Annotated in this window: 16 protein-coding genes; 6 read left to right on the forward strand and 10 right to left on the reverse strand. The window is 52.6% G+C overall.

The features are described from left to right. Positions 1 to 216 precede the first annotated feature (216 nt). Entirely contained in the window at positions 217 to 1098 is an 882-nt protein-coding gene (locus AM379_RS13890; RefSeq protein ID WP_106503816.1) for a LysR family transcriptional regulator, read from the reverse strand. 105 nt (positions 1099 to 1203) lie between these two features. On the opposite strand from AM379_RS13890, the gene budA reads away from it, so the two are divergent. From budA to AM379_RS13915, 5 genes are all read left to right on the forward strand, one after another. After that, positions 1204 to 1983 carry an acetolactate decarboxylase gene (gene budA / locus AM379_RS13895; RefSeq protein ID WP_106504356.1) on the forward strand — a complete coding sequence of 260 codons (780 nt, stop codon included), beginning with the start codon at positions 1204 to 1206 and terminating at the stop codon, positions 1981 to 1983. Beyond that, positions 1955 to 3676, forward strand: a complete 1722-nt coding sequence (alsS, locus tag AM379_RS13900; protein WP_106503817.1) for an acetolactate synthase AlsS — start codon at positions 1955 to 1957, stop codon at positions 3674 to 3676. The genes budA and alsS overlap by 29 nt, the downstream gene beginning before the upstream one ends. 20 nt (positions 3677 to 3696) lie before the next feature. After that, positions 3697 to 4467 carry a (S)-acetoin forming diacetyl reductase gene (locus AM379_RS13905; RefSeq protein ID WP_040016887.1) on the forward strand — a complete coding sequence of 257 codons (771 nt, stop codon included), beginning with the start codon at positions 3697 to 3699 and terminating at the stop codon, positions 4465 to 4467. A gap of 131 nt (positions 4468 to 4598) precedes the next feature. Next, positions 4599 to 5072, forward strand: coding sequence for a cold-shock protein (locus AM379_RS13910; protein WP_014169053.1), 474 nt, complete (start codon positions 4599 to 4601; stop codon positions 5070 to 5072). A 162-nt stretch (positions 5073 to 5234) separates the two neighbouring features. Beyond that, positions 5235 to 5933, forward strand: a complete 699-nt coding sequence (locus AM379_RS13915; RefSeq protein ID WP_014169054.1) for a GNAT family N-acetyltransferase — start codon at positions 5235 to 5237, stop codon at positions 5931 to 5933. A 46-nt stretch (positions 5934 to 5979) separates the two neighbouring features. Here AM379_RS13915 and betA read toward each other — a convergent pair whose 3' ends face one another. The 3 genes from betA to betI are packed head-to-tail and all read right to left on the reverse strand — an operon-like array spanning position 5980 to position 9731. After that, positions 5980 to 7644, reverse strand: a complete 1665-nt coding sequence (gene betA, locus AM379_RS13920; protein WP_106503818.1) for a choline dehydrogenase — start codon at positions 7642 to 7644, stop codon at positions 5980 to 5982. A 13-nt stretch (positions 7645 to 7657) separates the two neighbouring features. Further along, positions 7658 to 9130, reverse strand: coding sequence for a betaine-aldehyde dehydrogenase (gene betB / locus AM379_RS13925; RefSeq protein ID WP_078774894.1), 1473 nt, complete (start codon positions 9128 to 9130; stop codon positions 7658 to 7660). Positions 9131 to 9143: 13 nt separating this feature from the next. After that, the gene (betI, locus tag AM379_RS13930) at positions 9144 to 9731 is read right to left on the reverse strand and encodes a transcriptional regulator BetI (RefSeq protein WP_020885037.1); all 588 of its coding nucleotides are present in this window, start codon (positions 9729 to 9731) and stop codon (positions 9144 to 9146) included. A 128-nt stretch (positions 9732 to 9859) separates the two neighbouring features. Between betI and betT the strand changes: the two genes are divergently transcribed. Next, positions 9860 to 11893, forward strand: coding sequence for a choline BCCT transporter BetT (betT, locus tag AM379_RS13940; protein ID WP_014169058.1), 2034 nt, complete (start codon positions 9860 to 9862; stop codon positions 11891 to 11893). An 84-nt stretch (positions 11894 to 11977) separates the two neighbouring features. On the opposite strand, the gene AM379_RS13945 is transcribed toward betT, so the two are convergent. From AM379_RS13945 to entD, 6 genes are all read right to left on the reverse strand, one after another. Then, positions 11978 to 14083, reverse strand: a complete 2106-nt coding sequence (locus tag AM379_RS13945; protein WP_106503819.1) for a prolyl oligopeptidase family serine peptidase — start codon at positions 14081 to 14083, stop codon at positions 11978 to 11980. Then, positions 14080 to 16212 (reverse strand): peptidase domain-containing ABC transporter, encoded by a 2133-nt coding sequence (locus tag AM379_RS13950; RefSeq protein WP_106503820.1) that lies wholly within the window; start codon positions 16210 to 16212, stop codon positions 14080 to 14082. The genes AM379_RS13945 and AM379_RS13950 overlap by 4 nt, the downstream gene beginning before the upstream one ends. Next, positions 16205 to 17479, reverse strand: coding sequence for an HlyD family secretion protein (locus AM379_RS13955; protein ID WP_063214867.1), 1275 nt, complete (start codon positions 17477 to 17479; stop codon positions 16205 to 16207). The genes AM379_RS13950 and AM379_RS13955 overlap by 8 nt, the downstream gene beginning before the upstream one ends. Positions 17480 to 17628: 149 nt before the next feature. Then, positions 17629 to 17889, reverse strand: coding sequence for a hypothetical protein (locus AM379_RS13960; RefSeq protein WP_050737410.1), 261 nt, complete (start codon positions 17887 to 17889; stop codon positions 17629 to 17631). A gap of 102 nt (positions 17890 to 17991) precedes the next feature. Beyond that, entirely contained in the window at positions 17992 to 18162 is a 171-nt protein-coding gene (locus AM379_RS13965) for a hypothetical protein (RefSeq protein ID WP_154816602.1), read from the reverse strand. A 505-nt stretch (positions 18163 to 18667) separates the two neighbouring features. Further along, on the reverse strand, positions 18668 to 19330 hold the full coding sequence (entD, locus tag AM379_RS13970; protein ID WP_050737409.1) for an enterobactin synthase subunit EntD: 663 nt from the start codon (positions 19328 to 19330) through the stop codon (positions 18668 to 18670). Positions 19331 to 19334 lie beyond the last annotated feature (4 nt).

Consider the following 19334-nt stretch of genomic DNA (forward strand, 5'->3'; position numbering starts at 1 on the left):
ACCGTAGTGTAACGGGATGAGCGCTGCCGCGACAAAATAATTGTCGTATCGTGATATGCGGGTTCCTACGCCCGGTTGCGGATGTGCCGCAACGCAGGCACTTTACGGCCGGGAGGAGAGTAAGAAAAGCAGTAACCCTGAATTACACAGGGTTACTTGCAGGTTTGCGAGGCGGCTTCCAGAAAGGCCTTAGCGGGCGCAAGCAACGCCGCGCCATTACCCTTCACTCAGCATCGCCAGAAACCGTTTCACCGTCCGCGAACGTTCAAAACGCCGCCAGCACAGCGCGATATCGGTATAAAGCTCCGGTGATGTCAGCGCATGGTAGGTCACATTGGGGGGCGAAATGGCGGCCATCGACTTCGGCACCAGGGCGAACCCGCCGCCAGCGGACACCATGCTCAGGGAAGAGGAAAGTTGCGAAGACTGCAGCGTGTGCTGCACGTCAATTCCGGCCCGCTCGCAGCAGCCGTAAACGCGATCGTACAGCCCTGGCGCGACCTCCTGCGGGAACAAAACGACCGGCGTATCCCGAAGTTGCTCCAGCGCCAGCGATCCAGACTTCGCCAGTGGATGGTCGCGATGCAGCGCCACAACCATCGGCTCACGGTCGAGAATTTTCAGCTCAAACGCTTTGCTGCTCTCACACGGCAGACGCACAAACGCGATATCCAGCTCACCCTCCGCCAGCATCGCCGTCAGCGAAGACATATTGGCTTCCACCTGGTGCACTCTCACCGCCATGTTCTGCAGCTGATACTGGCGAATAAGGGTGAAGATTTTGGGGTGAAAGGCGTCTGAACTGGTGATCCCAATCGACAGACTGCCGTTCAGCCCGCGGGCAATGCCCCGGGCTTTCTCCAGCGCGGCGTCGCTCAGCGCCAGGATCTTACAGGCGTCCTCATAGAAGGCTTCTCCCGCTTCAGTCAGCTCCACGCCTCGCGTCAGGCGTCTGAATAACGGCGTGCCCACTTCTTCCTCGAGCCGTTTAATCTGCTGACTCAGAGGAGGCTGTGAAATACCCAGCGCTTTGGCCGCTTTGGTGAAGTGTCGCTCACGTGCAACGGCGACAAAATACCGCAGATAACGAAGTTCCATATCAAAAACGTCTCAAACCAGCATGGATTCTATATTGGAACTCTATGCTGAATCGGGTCAACATTTATTTAACCTTTCTAAATAAAGTTGAAGAGGACGAGCATGATGGTGCATTCATCTGCATGCGACTGTGAGGCCAGTTTGTGCGAGACCCTGCGTGGGTTTTCTGCCCAGCATCCTGACAGCGTGATCTATCAGACATCGCTAATGAGCGCCCTGTTAAGCGGCGTGTACGAGGGGGATACCACTATCGCCGATCTGCTTGCACACGGCGATTTTGGTCTGGGTACGTTCAACGAGCTGGATGGCGAAATGATTGCCTTCAGCAGCCAGGTGTATCAGCTGCGCGCCGACGGGAGTGCCCGTGCCGCGAAGCCGGAGCAAAAAACACCGTTTGCGGTGATGACCTGGTTCCAGCCGCAGTATCGCAAAACCTTCGATGCGCCGGTCAGCCGTCAGCAGATCCACGACGTGATCGACCAGCAAATCCCCTCCGATAACCTGTTCTGTGCGTTACGCATCGACGGTAATTTCCGCCACGCCCACACCCGTACCGTTCCGCGTCAGAAGCCGCCATACCGTGCGATGACCGACGTGCTGGACGACCAGCCGGTGTTCCGCTTTAACCAGCGAGAAGGGGTACTGGTCGGGTTCCGCACGCCGCAGCATATGCAGGGCATTAACGTCGCGGGATATCACGAACATTTTATCACCGACGATCGTCAGGGCGGCGGGCATCTGCTCGACTACCAGCTTGAGAACGGCGTGCTGACCTTCGGTGAAATTCACAAACTGATGATCGACCTGCCTGCCGACAGTGCATTTTTACAGGCCAACCTTCACCCCAGCAACCTTGATGCTGCAATCCGTTCCGTCGAAAACTAACAGGAGAACCACCGTGAACAGTGATAAACAGGCACGTCAGTGGGCGCATGGCGCCGATATGGTCGTAGGCCAGCTGGAAGCGCAGGGCGTGAAGCAGGTTTTCGGTATTCCGGGTGCAAAAATCGACAAAGTGTTTGATTCCTTGCTCGATTCCTCCATCGAAATCATTCCCGTGCGCCACGAAGCGAACGCGGCGTTTATGGCCGCGGCGGTAGGGCGCCTCACCGGCAAGGCCGGGGTCGCGCTGGTCACCTCCGGACCGGGCTGCTCGAACCTGATCACCGGGATTGCCACCGCCAACAGTGAGGGCGATCCGGTGGTCGCGCTGGGCGGTGCCGTGAAGCGGGCAGATAAAGCGAAGCTGGTGCATCAGAGCATGGACACGGTCGCCATGTTCAGCCCGGTGACGAAGTACGCCGTAGAGGTGAGTTCACCGGATGCGATTGCCGAAGTGGTCTCGAACGCGTTTCGCGCCGCCGAGCATGGCAGGCCAGGGGGCGCGTTCGTCAGCCTGCCGCAGGATATTGTCGACCAGCCCGCCACGGGCGCGATTTTGCCGGGCAGCAGTACTGCCAAAATGGGGCCGGCACCGGAGTCCGCCATTAACGATGTGGCGAAGCTTATCGAAAAAGCCAAGAATCCGGTCATTTTACTGGGCCTGATGGCCAGCCAGCCTGCCAACAGCGCCGCGCTGCGTAAGCTGCTGGAGAAAAGCCGCATCCCGGTCACCAGTACCTATCAGGCGGCCGGGGCGGTGAATCAGGAACATTTCACCCGCTTTGCCGGACGTGTCGGCCTCTTTAACAACCAGGCAGGCGACAGATTGCTGCATCTGGCGGATCTGATTATCTGCATCGGTTACAGCCCGGTGGAATACGAACCGTCCATGTGGAACAGCGGCGACGCCACGCTGGTGCATATCGATGTGCTGCCCGCCTATGAAGAACGCAATTATGTGCCTGACCTCGAGCTGGTGGGGGACATCGCCGAAACGCTGAACCTGCTCGCCAGCCGGATCGCCCACAAGCTGGAGCTCAGCCCGCGCGCGTCAGAAATCCTGGTCGATCGTCAGCATCAACGGGATCTGCTCGATCGCCGTGGCGCCTCGCTCAATCAGTTTGCCCTGCATCCGCTGCGCATCGTGCGGGCCATGCAGGACATCGTCAATAACGACGTTACGCTCACCGTTGATATGGGGAGCTTCCACATCTGGATCGCCCGCTATCTCTATAGCTTCCGCGCACGTCAGGTCATGATCTCTAACGGTCAGCAGACCATGGGCGTTGCACTGCCGTGGGCGATTGGCGCGTGGCTGGTCAATCCTGGACGCAAGGTGGTCTCGGTGTCCGGTGACGGCGGCTTCCTGCAGTCGAGCATGGAGCTGGAAACCGCCGTGCGTCTCAACGCCAATGTGCTGCACATCATCTGGGTAGACAACGCCTACAACATGGTGGCGATCCAGGAAGAGAAAAAATACCAGCGCCTTTCCGGCGTAGAGTTCGGCCCGGTCGATTTTAAAGTCTATGCCGATGCCTTCGGGGCGAAAGGCTTTGCCGTCGAGAGCGCGGATGCGCTGGAGCCTACGCTGCGTGCTGCAATGGATGTCGATGGCCCGGCCGTGGTCGCCATTCCCGTCGACTATAGCGATAACCCGCTGCTGATGGGCCAGCTCCATCTCAGCCAGATTTTGTGAATCAATATAAGGACAGAGAAATGCAAAAAGTTGCTCTCGTAACAGGCTCAGGCCAGGGGATTGGTAAAGCGATTGCGCTTCGCCTGGTGAAAGACGGCTTTGCCGTCGCCATCGCGGATTACAACGAAGAGACGGCAAAAGCCGTTGCCGATGAGATCGTCCGCAATGGGGGGAAGGCCGTCGCCGTGAAGGTGGATGTCTCCAGCCGCGAGCAGGTGTTTGCAGCGGTGGAAAAAGCCCGCACCGCGCTGGGCGGTTTCAACGTGATCGTCAACAATGCCGGGGTCGCGCCTTCCACGCCAATTGAGTCGATCACCCCGGAAATTGTCGACAAAGTTTACAACATCAACGTCAAAGGGGTTATCTGGGGTATCCAGGCCGCCATTGACGCCTTCCGTAAAGAAGGGCACGGTGGCAAGATCATCAACGCCTGTTCCCAGGCAGGCCATACCGGGAACCCTGAACTGGCGGTCTACAGTTCCAGTAAGTTTGCGGTACGCGGGTTAACCCAGACGGCGGCACGTGACCTTGCGCCATTAGGGATCACCGTTAACGCTTACTGCCCGGGCATCGTCAAAACGCCGATGTGGGCGGAAATTGACCGCCAGGTCTCCGAAGCGGCGGGTAAACCGCTCGGCTACGGCACTGAAACGTTTGCCAAACGCATTACGCTTGGCAGATTGTCCGAACCCGAAGATGTGGCCGCCTGCGTCTCTTATCTCGCCGGGCCAGATTCCGACTACATGACCGGTCAGTCCCTGTTGATTGACGGTGGTATGGTGTTCAACTAAATACTAATAAGCTCTGACATGAGTTTTCCCCTGCCCCCGTGCAGGGGCTTTTTTTTGTCTCCTCAGCCATTGTGGATTACACTGCGCGCTGCAAAACTTTAGTCTTAGAGATCTGACAGGCGGTAACAGCGATGAACGGTACAATCACAACGTGGTTTAAAGATAAAGGCTTTGGATTTATCAAAGATGAAAACGGTGACAACCGCTATTTTCATGTGATTAAGGTCGCCAACCCTGATCTGATTAAGAAAGACGCAGCGGTGACCTTCGAGCCCACAACCAACAACAAAGGCCTTTCCGCCTATGCGGTGAAGGTGATCCCGGAAAGCAAACACCTCTATATCGCAGGCGAGCGCGTGAAGCTCACCTCGATCAAATCGTTTGTGGTGTTCAGCGAAGAAGAGCCAGCAGATACCGGCATCGATAAAGAGAACGCGGTACTGTCCGTGGGGCTGCTGATGAACAACATCAAACCCAAGTCTGATAAAAAACCGGGTGAAATGCGCACGGTGAAGAAGCTGGCTATCACCACCTTCCAGAATACGACGATGATCTTCACGGAAGATGAGATCGACATCGACGCTACGGTGAAGCTGCTGAAATAATGTTTTGCCGGGTAGGGCGACGTCTTACCCGGCGTACCGCTGTCATCCTGGCGTGCAAACGCCACTTCCCCCATTTTCCCGAGCAGGCGATACGCCGCGTCTCTTTTCGTTCGCTTTTTAACCTGCTATAACAAAACCCTTATCCTTCCGGGAGTCAACGCCGTGCCCGAGCTTAATCAACATGGTCAAACTGTTAACGATATCGTCCCCGACTGGAAATGCGCCCGTGCGTTAACCCGCACTCCGCTCGTCGGTCAGTATTGTCGTCTGGAGCCGCTGGATGCCGAACGCCACGCCGCGGATTTGTATGAGGCCTATGCGCTGGGGGACGACAGCGACTGGACGTGGCTTGTCAGCACCCAGCCCGTGAGCGTTGAAGACACCGCAGAATGGGTCCTTGGCAAAGTACTGGATGATGAACTGGTGCCGTACGCCGTCATCGATTTACGTACCGGGCAAGCTGTGGGGCTGGTGAGCTATATGGCAATAGAGCGCATGCAAGGGTCGGTGGAGATCGGCCACGTCACCTGGTCACGCAAGATGAAAGGCTCCCGCCTCGGCACGGAAACCGTATGGCTGCTGCTCAGGAATGCATTCGAGCATGGCTATCGTCGGCTGGAGTGGAAGTGCGATTCAATGAACACTGCCTCGCGTAATGCGGCGGAAAGGCTGGGGTTTGTCTGGGAAGGCCGACTGCGTCAGAAACTGGTGCGCAAAGGGCGCAACCGCGACAGCGACATGCTGTCAATCATTGATGGCGAATGGCCACAGCGGGATGCCGAACTCCGCGCCTGGCTGGCTGAAGCGAATTTTGACGGGGAAGGGCGGCAGCGTAAAAAGCTGGAGGCGTTTCGTCTGTAAAACATGCCCCTCTCCCGTTGGGAGAGGGGCTGCTTAGCAAACTGCGTTACAGGCGAACCGGTGCACCGTTGGCGACAAAATATGCCGCGGTACTCTTCGCCAGCGGCTCGCGCCCGCGAATGGCATCGGCAATTTTCTCGCCAATCATGATGGTGGTGGCGTTCAGGTTGCCGGTGATGATCTGCGGCATAATGGACGCATCCACCACGCGTAATCCTTCCAGCCCATGAACGCGACCCTCGCCGTCGACCACGGCCATTTCGTCATACCCCATCTTACAGGTGCCGCACGGGTGGAAGGCGGTTTCAGCGTGGTTACGCACAAACTCGTCCAGCTGTTCGTCGGTCTGGCACTCAATGCCCGGGCTGATTTCCCGTCCACGGTATTTATCCAGCGCCGGCTGGTGCATGATCTCACGGGTGATGCGGATCGCATCGCGAAACTCCTGCCAGTCCTGTTCGTGGGACATATAGTTGAACAGGATTGCCGGATGCTGATGCGGATCGCGTGATTTAATCCGTACTTGCCCGCGGCTTGGTGAGCGCATGGAGCCAACGTGACACTGGAAACCGTGCTCTTTGACCGCGTTCGACCCGTTGTAGTTAATGGCGACCGGCAGGAAGTGGTATTGAATATTCGGCCATTCAAACTCTTCGCGGCTGCGGATAAACCCGCCCGCTTCAAAGTGGTTGCTCGCTCCCACGCCGGTGCCGCCAAACAGCCATTCCGCGCCAATCTTCGGTTGGTTCCACCACTGCAGGGCAGGGTAGAGAGAGACCGGCTCTTTGCACTCGTACTGCAGGTACATCTCTAAGTGATCCTGCAGGTTTTCACCCACACCCGGGAGGTCATGTACCAGCGGGATGTCAAACTGCTTCAGCAGTTCCGCGTTACCCACGCCGGAGCGCTGCAGGATCTGCGGAGAGGCAATCGCCCCGGCGCACAGCAGCACCTCTTTGCTGGCCGTCGCTTTTGACGGAATCGTGCTCTCGCCTTCCAGCCACTCGACGCCTGTCGCGCGTTTGCCGTCAAAAATAATGTGATCGGTCATGGCATGGGTGCGAATGGTCAGGTTCGGGCGTGATTTCGCCTGATCCAGATAGCCGCGTGCGGTACTGGCGCGACGGCCCTGCGGCGTCACGGTTCTGTCCATCGGGCCGAAGCCTTCCTGCTGATAGCCGTTAAGGTCGTCAGTACGCGGGTAGCCCGCCTGCACACCGGCTTCTACCATCGCTTCAAACAGCGGGTTTACGCCGGGTTTAGAGGTGGTCACGCTCACCGGGCCGTCGCCGCCGTGGTAGTCGTTTGGCCCCACGTCACGGGTCTCTGCCTTACGGTAGTAGGGCAGGCAGTTGAGATAGCTCCAGTGTTCCAGACCCGGCTCAGTTGCCCAGTTGTCCAGATCCATCGCGTTACCGCGGATGTAGCACATGCCGTTGATCAGGGATGAGCCGCCAAGCCCTTTGCCGCGACCGCACTCCATACGGCGGTTGTTCATGTGCGGCTCGGGCTCGGTTTCATACGCCCAGTTGTAACGCTTGCCCTGCAAGGGAAACGCCAGCGCGGCAGGCATCTGGGTGCGGAAGTCAAAACGGTAATCCGGGCCGCCCGCTTCTAGCAGCAGAACGGTGGTATTGGGATCTTCCGTCAGTCGTGTTGCCAGTACGTTGCCGGCAGAGCCGGCACCAATAATGATGTAGTCAAATTGCAAAAAAACCTCCCGGTTAAAATATGGACTGGAATTTACCCATCTCAACCTGGATGGACTTCACCTGGGTATAACTCTGGAGCGTCATTACGCCATTCTCGCGGCCAATGCCGGAGTGTTTGTAGCCACCAACCGGCATCTCTGCCGCGGATTCACCCCAGGTGTTGATCCAGCAGATACCCGCTTCAAGCTGGTGGATCGCGCTGTGCGCGCGGTTCAGGTCGGCAGTCACGATGCCCGCCGCCAGACCGTAATCGGTGTCGTTGGCGCGACGAATCACCTCTTTGTCGGTTTCGTACGTGAGGATGGACATCACCGGCCCGAAGATCTCTTCGCGCACGATGGTCATCTCATCGGTGCAGTCGGTGAACACGGTGGGAGCCACCCACGCGCCGTTGTCAAAGCCTTCGCCTTTCAGCACATCGCCACCGCACAGCACACGCGCGCCTTCCTCTTTGCCTTTGGCGATATAGCGCAGCACGTTTTCGCGGTGCGGGAAGCTCACCAGTGGGCCAAAGTTGGTGCGTTCATCGAACAGATCGCCCGCGCGAATACGTGCCACGCGCTCAACAATTTTCTGCTCAAACGCGGCTTTGAATTTCGCCGGCACGAACACGCGGGTGCCGTTGGTGCATACCTGGCCGGAGCTGAAGAAGTTGGCCATCATGGCGATGTCCGCCGCGAGATCCAGGTCGGCATCGTCGAAAATAACCAGCGGGGATTTCCCGCCCAGCTCCATCGTTACCTCTTTCAGGGACGAGGCCGCCGAATTGGCCATCACTTTTTTTCCGCTGGCAACGCCGCCGGTGAAGGAGACTTTGGCGATGCCCGGGTGCTCGGTCAGGAACTGGCCGGTTTCTGCGCCCACGCCCGGCAGAACGTTAAACACGCCATCTGGCAGACCCGCTTCGGTGTAGATCTCGGCAAGCTTCAGGGCGGTGAGGGGCGTCACTTCGCTCGGCTTGAAGATCATCGCGTTACCTGCGGCCAGCGCTGGCGCGGATTTCCACAGGGCGATCTGGATCGGGTAGTTCCACGCGCCAATGCCCGCGACCACGCCCAGCGGTTCACGACGGGTGTAGACAAATGAGGTATCGCGCAGGGGGATCTGGCTGCCTTCCAGCGCCGGGATCAGCCCTGCGTAGTACTCCAGCACGTCCGCGCCGGTGACGATATCAACGGTGCTGGTTTCTGAGTACGCTTTGCCGGTGTCGAGGGTTTCCAGCTTCGCCAGCTCGTCGTTACGCTCACGAAGAATGTCTACCGCACGGCGCAGAATGCGCGAGCGCTCCATGGCGGTCATTGCCGCCCAGATTTTTTGCCCGCGCTGCGCGCTTTCTACGGCGCGATCGACATCCTCGCGCCCGGCGGCCTGAACGGTCGCCAGGACTTCACCGTTGGCCGGGTTGATGGTCTCGAAGGTGCGACCGCTGGTGGCCGATGTATAACCACCATTGATATAAAGCTGCTGTTCTGCCATTCGGGACATAAATTCTCCTCGGTTAATCGGTCGGTAAATGCTGGCTAATAAAGTGGCTGGTGAGCGACTGGGCCAGGGTTTTATCCAGCGGTTTGCCACTCAACGCGGCGCGCAGCCACAGCCCGTCAATCAGCGCCGCGAGCCCGTAACCCGCCTCCTGCGCCTGTTCGCGCGGCAGCTCGCGGCGGAACTCATACACCAGGTTCGACAGCAGACGGCGGCTGCTCACCTGCTGCAGACGGTAGAGCATTGGCTGATGCATGCTGCTCGCCCAGAAGGCCAGCCAGGCTTTCATTGCCGCGCCGCTGATCTGGGTTTCATCAAAATTGCCGCCGACAATCGCCTGCAGACGCTGCTCAGCGCTGCCGTGCGGTAAGGCATGCAAACGGTTCAATACCGCGTCGCGCAGCTGGCCGGTGATGTCGCGCATGGTCGCTTCCAGCAGGCCATTTTTGTCCTTGAAATAGTGACTGATGATCCCCGTGGAAACGCCCGCCCGACGGGCGATCTGCGCGATGGTCGCGTCATGCATTCCCACTTCATTTATTGCTTCCAGCGTGGCGTCGATCAGTTGCCTGCGCCGGATTGGCTGCATCCCCACTTTGGGCATTTTTGCCACTCCATTCATCAGCGTTGGTTAACCATTAAAGCGGTTTTTGATTGGACGTTCAATATAAAATGTGTCTTAATTGTTGCGGTTTTGGATTTCAATAGTTACAAAAACAGTGGGGATACTGGATGACAGATCTTTCGCAAGACAGAGAAAAGGACAAAATCAATCCGGTTGTTTTTTATACATCCGCAGGACTGATTTTGTTGTTTTCCCTGATGACGATCTTCTTTAGCGATTTTTCTGCCGAGTGGATTGGGCGCACCCTGAACTGGGTGTCGAAGACCTTCGGCTGGTACTACTTGCTGGCGGCGACGCTCTATATCGTCTTCGTCGTCTGCATCGCCTGCTCGCGCTTTGGCTCGGTAAAGCTCGGGCCGGAACAGTCAAAACCCGAGTTCAGCCTGCTGAGCTGGGCCGCGATGCTGTTTGCCGCGGGCATTGGTATTGACCTGATGTTCTTCTCCGTGGCGGAACCGGTCACGCAATATATGCAGCCACCGGAAGGGGCGGGGCAGACGATGGAGGCCGCGCGACAGGCAATGGTCTGGACATTGTTCCACTACGGCTTAACCGGCTGGTCGATGTATGCCCTGATGGGTATGGCGCTTGGATACTTTAGCTATCGTTATAATTTACCCCTCACGATCCGCTCCGCGCTCTATCCGATTTTCGGTAAAAAAATTAACGGACCGATTGGACACACCGTGGATATCGCGGCGGTGATTGGTACCATCTTTGGGATCGCCACCACGCTCGGTATCGGCGTGGTGCAGCTCAACTACGGTCTGAGCGTGCTGTTTGATATCCCGGATTCCATGGCGGCCAAAGCGGCGCTGATCGCGCTGTCGGTGATTATCGCCACCATTTCGGTTACCTCCGGCGTGGACAAGGGCATTCGCGTGCTTTCTGAGCTGAACGTCGCGCTGGCGCTGGGGCTGATCCTGTTCGTGCTGTTTATGGGCGATACGTCATTCCTGCTCAATGCGTTAGTGCTGAACGTGGGTGATTACGTGAACCGCTTTATGGGTATGACGTTGAACAGCTTCGCCTTTGACCGCCCGGTCGAGTGGATGAACAACTGGACGCTGTTCTTCTGGGCGTGGTGGGTCGCGTGGTCGCCGTTTGTTGGCCTGTTCCTGGCGCGTATTTCGCGTGGACGCACCATTCGTCAGTTTGTGATGGGCACGCTGATTATCCCGTTCACCTTTACGCTGCTGTGGCTGTCGGTGTTCGGCAACAGCGCGCTGCACGAGATCATTCACGGCAATGCGACGTTTGCGCAGGAAGCGATGGTGCATCCGGAGCGAGGGTTCTACAGCCTGCTGGCGCAGTATCCGGCGTTTACCTTTAGCGCCTCTGTTGCGACCATTACCGGCCTGCTGTTTTACGTCACCTCGGCGGATTCCGGCGCGCTGGTGCTGGGGAACTTCACCTCGAAGCTCAAGGACATCAACAGCGATGCCCCTAACTGGTTGCGCATCTTCTGGTCTGTCGCCATTGGCCTGCTGACCCTGGGCATGCTGATGACCAACGGTATTTCTGCCCTGCAGAACACCACGGTGATCATGGGTCTGCCGTTCAGTTTCGTGATCTTCTTCGTGATGGCCGGGCTGTATAAATCTCTCAAGGTGGAAGATTACCGCCGCGTCAGCGCCAGCCGCGATACCGCGCCACGCCCGATGGGTGCGCAGGACAGACTGAGCTGGAAAAAGCGGTTGTCACGCCTGATGAACTATCCGGGCACGCGCTACACCAAACAGATGATGGAAACGGTCTGCTTCCCGGCGATGGAAGAGGTGGCGCAGGAGCTGAAGCTGCGTGGTGCGTATGTTGAACTGAAAAACCTGCCGCCGGATGACGGTGAGACTCTGGGACACCTGGACCTGCTGGTGCATATGGGCGACGAACAAAACTTTGTCTACCAGATTTGGCCACAGCAGTATTCGGTGCCCGGGTTTACCTATCGCGCACGCAGTGGGAAATCAACGTATTACCGCCTTGAGACGTTCCTGCTGGAAGGGAGCCAGGGGAATGATCTGATGGATTACAGTAAGGAACAGGTGATTACGGACATACTTGATCAGTATGAGCGGCACCTGAACTTTATTCACCTCCATCGCGAGGCGCCGGGGAATAGCGTGATGTTCCCGGATGTTTGAGCGGGATAACTAAGTGAATAAAGCGGTATCCTGGAGCAGGGTACCGCTTTTTTTAATGGCGTGGCACATTCGTGCTGCGCAATATTAATGATTCTGAAAATGAATACCGGTTTTCCATATAAAGAAACTCACAGTGTCGACTAATTTTGAATCAGCTTCTGCGTAGGTGGCCGCATTGTGTCCTCCTTGACTGTAAGCTAATACCAGCACCGGAACATTCCACGGTTTGTTTATTGTCTGCAATCGGGCTGCGAATTTTGCTGTCTGCCAGGGGGAGACACGTTGGTCATGCAGGCCGACCGTTAACAACACCGGGGGATAGCGTTTACCTGGAACCAGATGCTGATAAGCGTCTATTTTTAACAAATTGAGCATGCCTGATTGTGTAAAAGGTGAACCCAACTCTTCAAAATTCATCTCGCCTATTGGAATTTTATCCAGTCGACTGGTATTAAGTATTCCGACGTCTATCGCCACAGCTGAAAATAGTTCTGGGCGAAGCGTCATTGCCATACCCATTATAATCCCCCCCGCGCTCTCACCACTGATCACCAATTTTGACGGTGAGGTGTAATTATTATCAACGAGATATTCAGCGCAACGAATAAAATCATTAATAGAATTTTCTTTCTTATTCGCTCTACCTCCTTCATGCCATGCTGGACCCAGTTCACCTCCTCCTCGAACATGCGCGATTGCGATGGCTCCGCCTTGTTCAAGCCAGAGCAAGCGGGAAATATCAAATTCAGGAAGAGTACTTACTCCATAAGCGCCGTAAGCTGTCAACCAGATGGGGGTGGCACCATTGTGTTCAATCCCTTTATGATGAATTAAAGTTAACGGAACGCGGACGTTATCTGCTGTGAGAACCCATATTTCTTCCGTCACATAGTCTGTAAAGGATTGTTTTACCGGTGATATTAAATTCGTATCTCTGATGCGATTATTGACCGGGTTATACTGGAAAATAGCAGGTTGCGTGAGCCAACTCTGTCGGGTGAAGAGGATATCCTTGCGGTTATTGCTGGCGAATATTGCACTCACATTTTCATCTGCTGGTGCTGGAATGAACTGGTGTTTATTCGGGTCTTCAAAAGGAATACGTACGAATTTATTGGTGCCAGAGTCATGGTATGCAATATAAAGTGAATCCCGACTGGTGGTTAGCTGGGTGAGTTCACCATTTGCCCAGTTCATCACATGCTCTCGTTTTGAAGTAGGAGTACTCAGATCGACTCTTGAGATATCATAACCTGATGATGAATTCATGTTAGCAAAATAAATCCACTTTCCAGAGCAAACAAAGGCAGAAACATTCTCATCAACATCAATGATTTTGGCCCAGTGTAATATTCCGTTGAGTGCGGGATCGTTTTTTGCTGAAAAAATATAGCCGCCATAACCGCTGATTGATTTCGAAAAATAAACGATGAGATATGCAGAGTCGGGGGATGCAAACAAATTAACGTTTTCACATTTCTTCTGTGTCAATTCCGGGAGAGTATGCCAGTCAAAAGTCATAACATCATTTTGGCTCCCTAAATGATGGTAGTAGACTTTTCCGCATGTTTGTCGCCCGGTATCATGAGTTGTATCGTTAAGACTGTAATAAAATGACTGGTTATCCGCTGCCCAGACAACATTAGGATAGCGAACCGCGGAAATTTCATCTTTTAATACGACACCATCCGCAACTCTGATGACATTTATTGCCGTAGTTTCAGTACCATTTTTCGATAATCCAAAAGCCACATAGTGACCGTCTGGAGATGGGCTAAAAAAATTAATCCCATATCCGACGGGAGGGGTAATAACCACTCGTTCAGGTTTTCCCTTTTGTTGCACAAAAAGCCGCAGATAAGGATGTTCAGTTGTCGATCGTAGGTAGAAACGACGATCGCCCGCATCATAGATATCAGATAGAGTTGGTTCTGTGTTAACCAGTATGCTTAGTCTTTTCGCCAGTGCATTTCGCCAGGGGAGGGTGTGTAATATTTTAACCGCCTGGTCTGATTGATGGCTTAGCCAACGAGCTGTCTGTTGTCCGTCGGTTTCCATCCAGCGATAAGGATCTACGTTGTTGTCAACATCAGCGTTTCTCCCATGGGCATGAGTGAAAAAAACGCAGCCAAACAAAATGACTATTATGAATAATGTCGGTTTTATACTCAGTCTTACGCAATTTTTCATTCAGAGTGCAGTCCATGCTGTTCTGTCTGTGGCATTAATCGAATCACACGCTCAACAGATGCGATGGTTGATTGTCTGTGAGCAATGATTATTCGGGTGATGTTTAGCTTTTTGATAGCCTGATTAACATACGTTTCACTCTCTTCGTCCAAGGCACTGGTTGCTTCATCCATAAATAATATCCCGGGCTTACGATAAAGTGCGCGGGCAATAAAGATGCGTTGTTTCTGTCCTCCAGACAACCCCTCACCAAGTTCTCCAACTAATGTATCGTATCCCATGGGCATTTTTACAATAGCACCATGGATAAAGCTTGCGCGAGCGCACTCTTCCATCCATTCGTAATCGGCATTTTCATCGAAGCCACAAATATTTTCTCTAATTGAACCAGAAAATAACTTATCATCCTGCATTACGCACCCGATTATTTTGCGGTAATTGTTTAAACCAAGTTGTTGAATGTCATTACCATCGATCATTACTGAACCTGTCTGCGGTTCAAACAATCCACAAAGAACCCTCATAAGCGTTGTTTTACCTGCACCTGACGGGCCTGTAATTGCCACACTTTCTCCAGCTAAAACCTGGAAAGAAAGACCACGAAAGACAGCGGCCGAATGGTCATCATATCGGTAGCTTAATGCATTTATTTCTAGGGCTACAGGTTTCATCGTGTTTAATATTTCTCTATCGGGCTTTTTCTTTTCTTGAGTATTAAGTGCAATATCTGCCACACGTTCATTATGAAGGTGCATCATGCGCAACTTAGTCAGGAAATTAGTTAATGACCAAATTCTGTCGGCAAATTGTTCTCTGAATACACCGAAAGCGATGAACATCCCAATTGTTATATCGTTATCTATAATGAGTCTTGAACCCAGCCATAGCATTGCTATCTGCTCGCAAGCAGTGATAAGGGAGTTTACGCCACCAAAAAGCAAATCCATTTTGGTGATTTTTATTTCAGTGTTAATTGTGTCAATTTCCAGGTTCAGCCAGTGGATGCTTCTTCTTTCACTAAAACCTTGCATTTTAATGGTCGCTATACCGTACAACGTTTCCATGAAATAAGATCGGGTTCGGGCGTCTCTAACGAGAATTTCCTCCGATAATTCGCGGTAGGTACTGTACGTCATAAGACGGATGAGGACATACAGAGCAGTAAAACACATAACAACGCCTGTGAGCCAGCCGCCATAAAGTGCCATCATAATGACGACACCGATCAACATCGTTCCATCGATGAGTGCTCCAACGATACTACTGGTAAAGGTTTCCCGAAGAGTGTTCAACGATCCAAAGCGCGACTGAATGTCACCTAACTTGCGTCGCTCAAAATAACTCAAAGGTAGCCGCAGTAAATGTGAAAACAACCCGGATTGCCACTGAACATTGATGAGCGTAGTCATTAATAATGAAGACCATGAACGCAGTGCGCTCAATGCCAGGCGTAAGAAAGTAAAGAGTAACAGACCAATACAAATCAGTGTCAGTAAGCCCACATCTGCAGCGGGAATAGCATGATCCAGTGCAAGCTGAGTACCTATCGGGATAAGAAGATTTATGGATTCAATAATGAGCGAATAGAAAAATATTTTCGCTAGCGTACCCTTAAGACCATGTACCTTTGCTGCAAGGGCTTTGAGGCTGAAGTGGTGACTTTCTTGCTCTTCGGTAAATGTACTTCCAGGCCATACTTCGAGTGCTATGCCAGTGAAGTATTGAGACATTTCCTCGAGATTTATCGTTCTACGGCCTCTGGCAGGGTCGTGTAGGATCACTCGATTTTGTTTCACACCGACCAGAACTACAAAATGGTTAAAATCCCAATGTAAGATGCAGGGGATCTTAAGCGAGTTGAGTTCATGAAGTTCCAGGGATAAACAGCGAGATGCAAGTCCTAATTGTTCAGCAATTTCTTTCATTCCTGCCAGTGTTGTCCCACGTGCAGATAGGTTGAATTGTTGTCGCAAGGAGATGAGATTGCTATTTTTTCCAAAGTGATTACAAATCATCGCAAGACATGCCAAACCGCATTCTGAGGATTCCGTTTGATGAACTAGTGGAACCCGAGAACGCAGATGAAGATCGAGTTGTCCGAGAAGCGTTTTAAAAGCACGTTTACTCATTTATCGGGCCCTCTATGCTATTTTTCATATCGTAGAAGGGGGAAAGCATCCACTGATAGATCTTCCTTTTTTCCAGAAATAAGGTGCTTTGAGCTTGCATTCCATTACCCAAGCTCAGACGTTTACCCGCGTACGCAATATTTTGTCTGTCAGGTTTGATAATAACTTTGTAATAGGGTGCAGCTGAAGATGAGGCCACTTTAAGCGCCCCTTGATAGGTTTGCATTTCCTGTGGGGAGGCTGGGGAACGTGAGATGACAGAAATTGCTCCGCCAAACATACCGAATTTTTCAGCAGGAAAGGCTTCATAGCGGATGTTCACGCGGTCTCCAGCATTAAGATAGGGGACTGCGTCATTCGGTACCCAAATGACAAGAGAGAAATGATCGATATTGTATGGGATGATTTGTAGCAGACTGTCGCCCGGCTTGATCATCTGCCCGACGGTGACGCTAAGGGAATCTACCCTCCCGTTAGCCATGGCTCGGATAATAATAGCGCCTCCAGCATCAATACTCAGACGTTCTTTTTGCAATTCATAGCGCTGAAGTTCCATTTGATGAATCTGGTTATCAAATTCAGCGGCCTGCGTCTGAATTTGACTCTCCAGTGTTGTCACCTGCAGCGCGTTTTGGTCACTCTGGGCAGACAGGTTAATCATGTTATTCTGTCGTTCGTAGTATAAGGCTATCTGATTAATCAGCTGATCCTGAGTAATAAGACCACGCGCCTGATAATGCCGGTAGTTCTCCATGTTAGTTTTCATTACATGGAGGCCTTCCTGGGCTTGGGTGATAATATCTGAGGAACGTTTGAGAGCAGCGCTATATTGTTCTTTTTGTTTTTTGAGCATCTCAAGAGTGTTTTTTTTATTTTCCTGGAGAAGAGACATGATTTGAGATATGCGTGTCAGCTGGTTGTCAACATCCATACGCTGATTATCGCTGACAACACCGCTACGTGTGCTTTTACTAACATCGATCATGTAAATAGCATCACCTACTTTGAGCAGTTGACCTTCTTTGACAAATTGTTTAACTACCACCCCCTGAACACTGGCGTAAACGTTAGATGAACGAGGATAGGTGGTTATTTCTCCCACTACAGTTATTCTTCTCGTATAGGTGAACGTTAGGACGAAGGTTAGAAAAGCAATAACAAAAAAAACAGATAGCCCTGCAACCAACCAAACAGGGATCCCAGGCAGTAATATGGCTCTTCCTTGCCATCTCAATTTTTTGTGATCAACCGCTTTTTGGCGATACACGCACTTTTTCCTTTTTTTAAAAGATTTCGTGATTTTTTGTGGTTCACCAGGTGACAATTTTAAGTCAATTGCACCTGGTTATTCTGCATATCCAGGGGTATCGTGTTTTTTCCTGCATATGTAATTTGCTTTGCTGCGCTTCGGTAATACTATTTCTTCGACGACTCAACCATCCCTACCGTTACGGCCATCGTGTCCACCGGGACCACCTTTACCGCCTTTGCCCCCTTTCCCTCCAGGGCCACCATTTCCACCATCACCTCCGTTCCCGCCTCGTCCCCCGTTACCGCCATTACCACCATTTCCAGAACCACAGGTTCCTCCATTACCTCCGCGGCCGCCATTACCGCCTGCGCCCCCGTTACCTCCACTTCCACCATCGCATTGCGAACCCCCAGAAATACCTTCACTCTCTGATTTCAGTAGTTCTCGCATTTTTACTCCTGATAAAGTAATGCATCACGCACAGCGACCCGCCATGACAAACTTACAGCGGGTCGTCGTTTTGGTTTTTAATGATGGCTATCGACGACCGCCATTATTGCCACCGCCGCAGCTTCCGCCGTTACCCCCATTACCGCCATTACCGCCGCGGCCACCATTACCACCATTGCCGCCATTACAGGTACCACCATTACCACCACTATTGCCATTGCCGTTGCCACTGTGATTACCGTTCCCATTACCGGCACCAATACCACCGGCCACAATACTCATTTCATTTTGATTTAATTCACGCATTAGACTTTCCTTAGTTATATGGAGTTAAAGTAAAACAGCCTTAACATAATGTTCCTGAAATAAAGAAAATGGAAATGACTTATTTCATCTTTCACGGTTTTTTTATCTTTGGGTTTTTGACCTACCTCTAAGTTTCGTTGCGTAATTCTGTTATGGAAAGCATGGTGGCGAGTTGTGGATTATGTTCTAAAATTAAATTGGTTTTATCTAACTATTAAAAGTAGTAGGAAGGGATAGATTCTCTTAACATTTGCACTCAAGGGGTGTATGTTTCCCACATCGAGATAGGTTGTGAGGTGCTATATTTTTTATACATGATCGTAGGCGTGATAAAGCTGCAAGGATATTTCTTTGTGGTTGGGTTTTATATTAATAATTGTTTTGTTTTCAGTAATGATATTTTATCAAAAGAGTAGGGTGTTGAATTTTTCGGATAAAAAGTCAAAACTATTCCTGAACGACGAGCAACGTGCATACGCTTTCGTCCATAATTTGCCATGCCAGGTTAAAACACAATCCCTCGTAATAACACCCTATGGGTTGGGCAAGTTTTAATACCAGCGTTTTCTCATTCAATGCACTGACCCGTGCGCATTCAAATCCCATGTATTCCCTCACTACAGGAAAAAGCGCTTTAAACAGGCTCTCTTTGGCGCTGAATGCGAGCGTCAATGTAAGCGCGAAAGGCTTGCCCGACTGCAATAGGCGTGTTTCTTCCTGTGCGTCGATGACACCTTCCTTTATTTCGTGAGCTTCGTTTTCGGAAAGAATGGCTTCCAGATCAATGCCGATTAGCGCATGCGGATAGCGCGCAACCACCGCCATCGCCTGTGTACCGCTGTGGGTAATGCTGCCAGTGATGCCTTCCGGCCAGAGGGGTTCCCCGCTGGGACCGATGCCGGGAACGGCGCATTCGTTAATCGCTCTGAGTGCGTGGGCGGCGGCGATGCGACCGGCAAGGTGTTCGGTTTTTCGTTTTCGTCCGGCGTCGGTTAGCTGGGCCTGGTGAGGAAGCCAGAGAAGGTCGGCGTCGGTAAAGGTGGTGGGATCGAAGGTAATTTGATGGACCGTGGTTCCGGCAAGACGAAATGTGGAGTGGGTGGTGCGCATGTTT

This window comes from Enterobacter cloacae complex sp. FDA-CDC-AR_0132 (assembly GCF_003010695.1).
GTDB classification, from domain to species: Bacteria; Pseudomonadota; Gammaproteobacteria; order Enterobacterales; family Enterobacteriaceae; genus Enterobacter; species Enterobacter ludwigii.

Bases quoted from the DNA above. Each gene is read 5' to 3' on its own strand.
- betB (WP_078774894.1), bottom strand. From the start codon at position 9,130: ATGTCCCGAATGGCAGAACAGCAGCTTTATATCAATGGTGGTTATACA.
- entD (WP_050737409.1), bottom strand. From the start codon at position 19,330: ATGCGCACCACCCACTCCACATTTCGTCTTGCCGGAACCACGGTCCAT.
- betT (WP_014169058.1), top strand. From the start codon at position 9,860: ATGACAGATCTTTCGCAAGACAGAGAAAAGGACAAAATCAATCCGGTT.
- budA (WP_106504356.1), top strand. From the start codon at position 1,204: ATGGTGCATTCATCTGCATGCGACTGTGAGGCCAGTTTGTGCGAGACC.
- AM379_RS13890 (WP_106503816.1), bottom strand. From the start codon at position 1,098: ATGGAACTTCGTTATCTGCGGTATTTTGTCGCCGTTGCACGTGAGCGA.
- betI (WP_020885037.1), bottom strand. From the start codon at position 9,731: ATGCCCAAAGTGGGGATGCAGCCAATCCGGCGCAGGCAACTGATCGAC.
- AM379_RS13910 (WP_014169053.1), top strand. From the start codon at position 4,599: ATGAACGGTACAATCACAACGTGGTTTAAAGATAAAGGCTTTGGATTT.
- AM379_RS13950 (WP_106503820.1), bottom strand. From the start codon at position 16,212: ATGAGTAAACGTGCTTTTAAAACGCTTCTCGGACAACTCGATCTTCAT.
- alsS (WP_106503817.1), top strand. From the start codon at position 1,955: ATGCTGCAATCCGTTCCGTCGAAAACTAACAGGAGAACCACCGTGAAC.
- AM379_RS13905 (WP_040016887.1), top strand. From the start codon at position 3,697: ATGCAAAAAGTTGCTCTCGTAACAGGCTCAGGCCAGGGGATTGGTAAA.
- AM379_RS13965 (WP_154816602.1), bottom strand. From the start codon at position 18,162: ATGGGAACGGTAATCACAGTGGCAACGGCAATGGCAATAGTGGTGGTA.
- AM379_RS13945 (WP_106503819.1), bottom strand. From the start codon at position 14,083: ATGAAAAATTGCGTAAGACTGAGTATAAAACCGACATTATTCATAATA.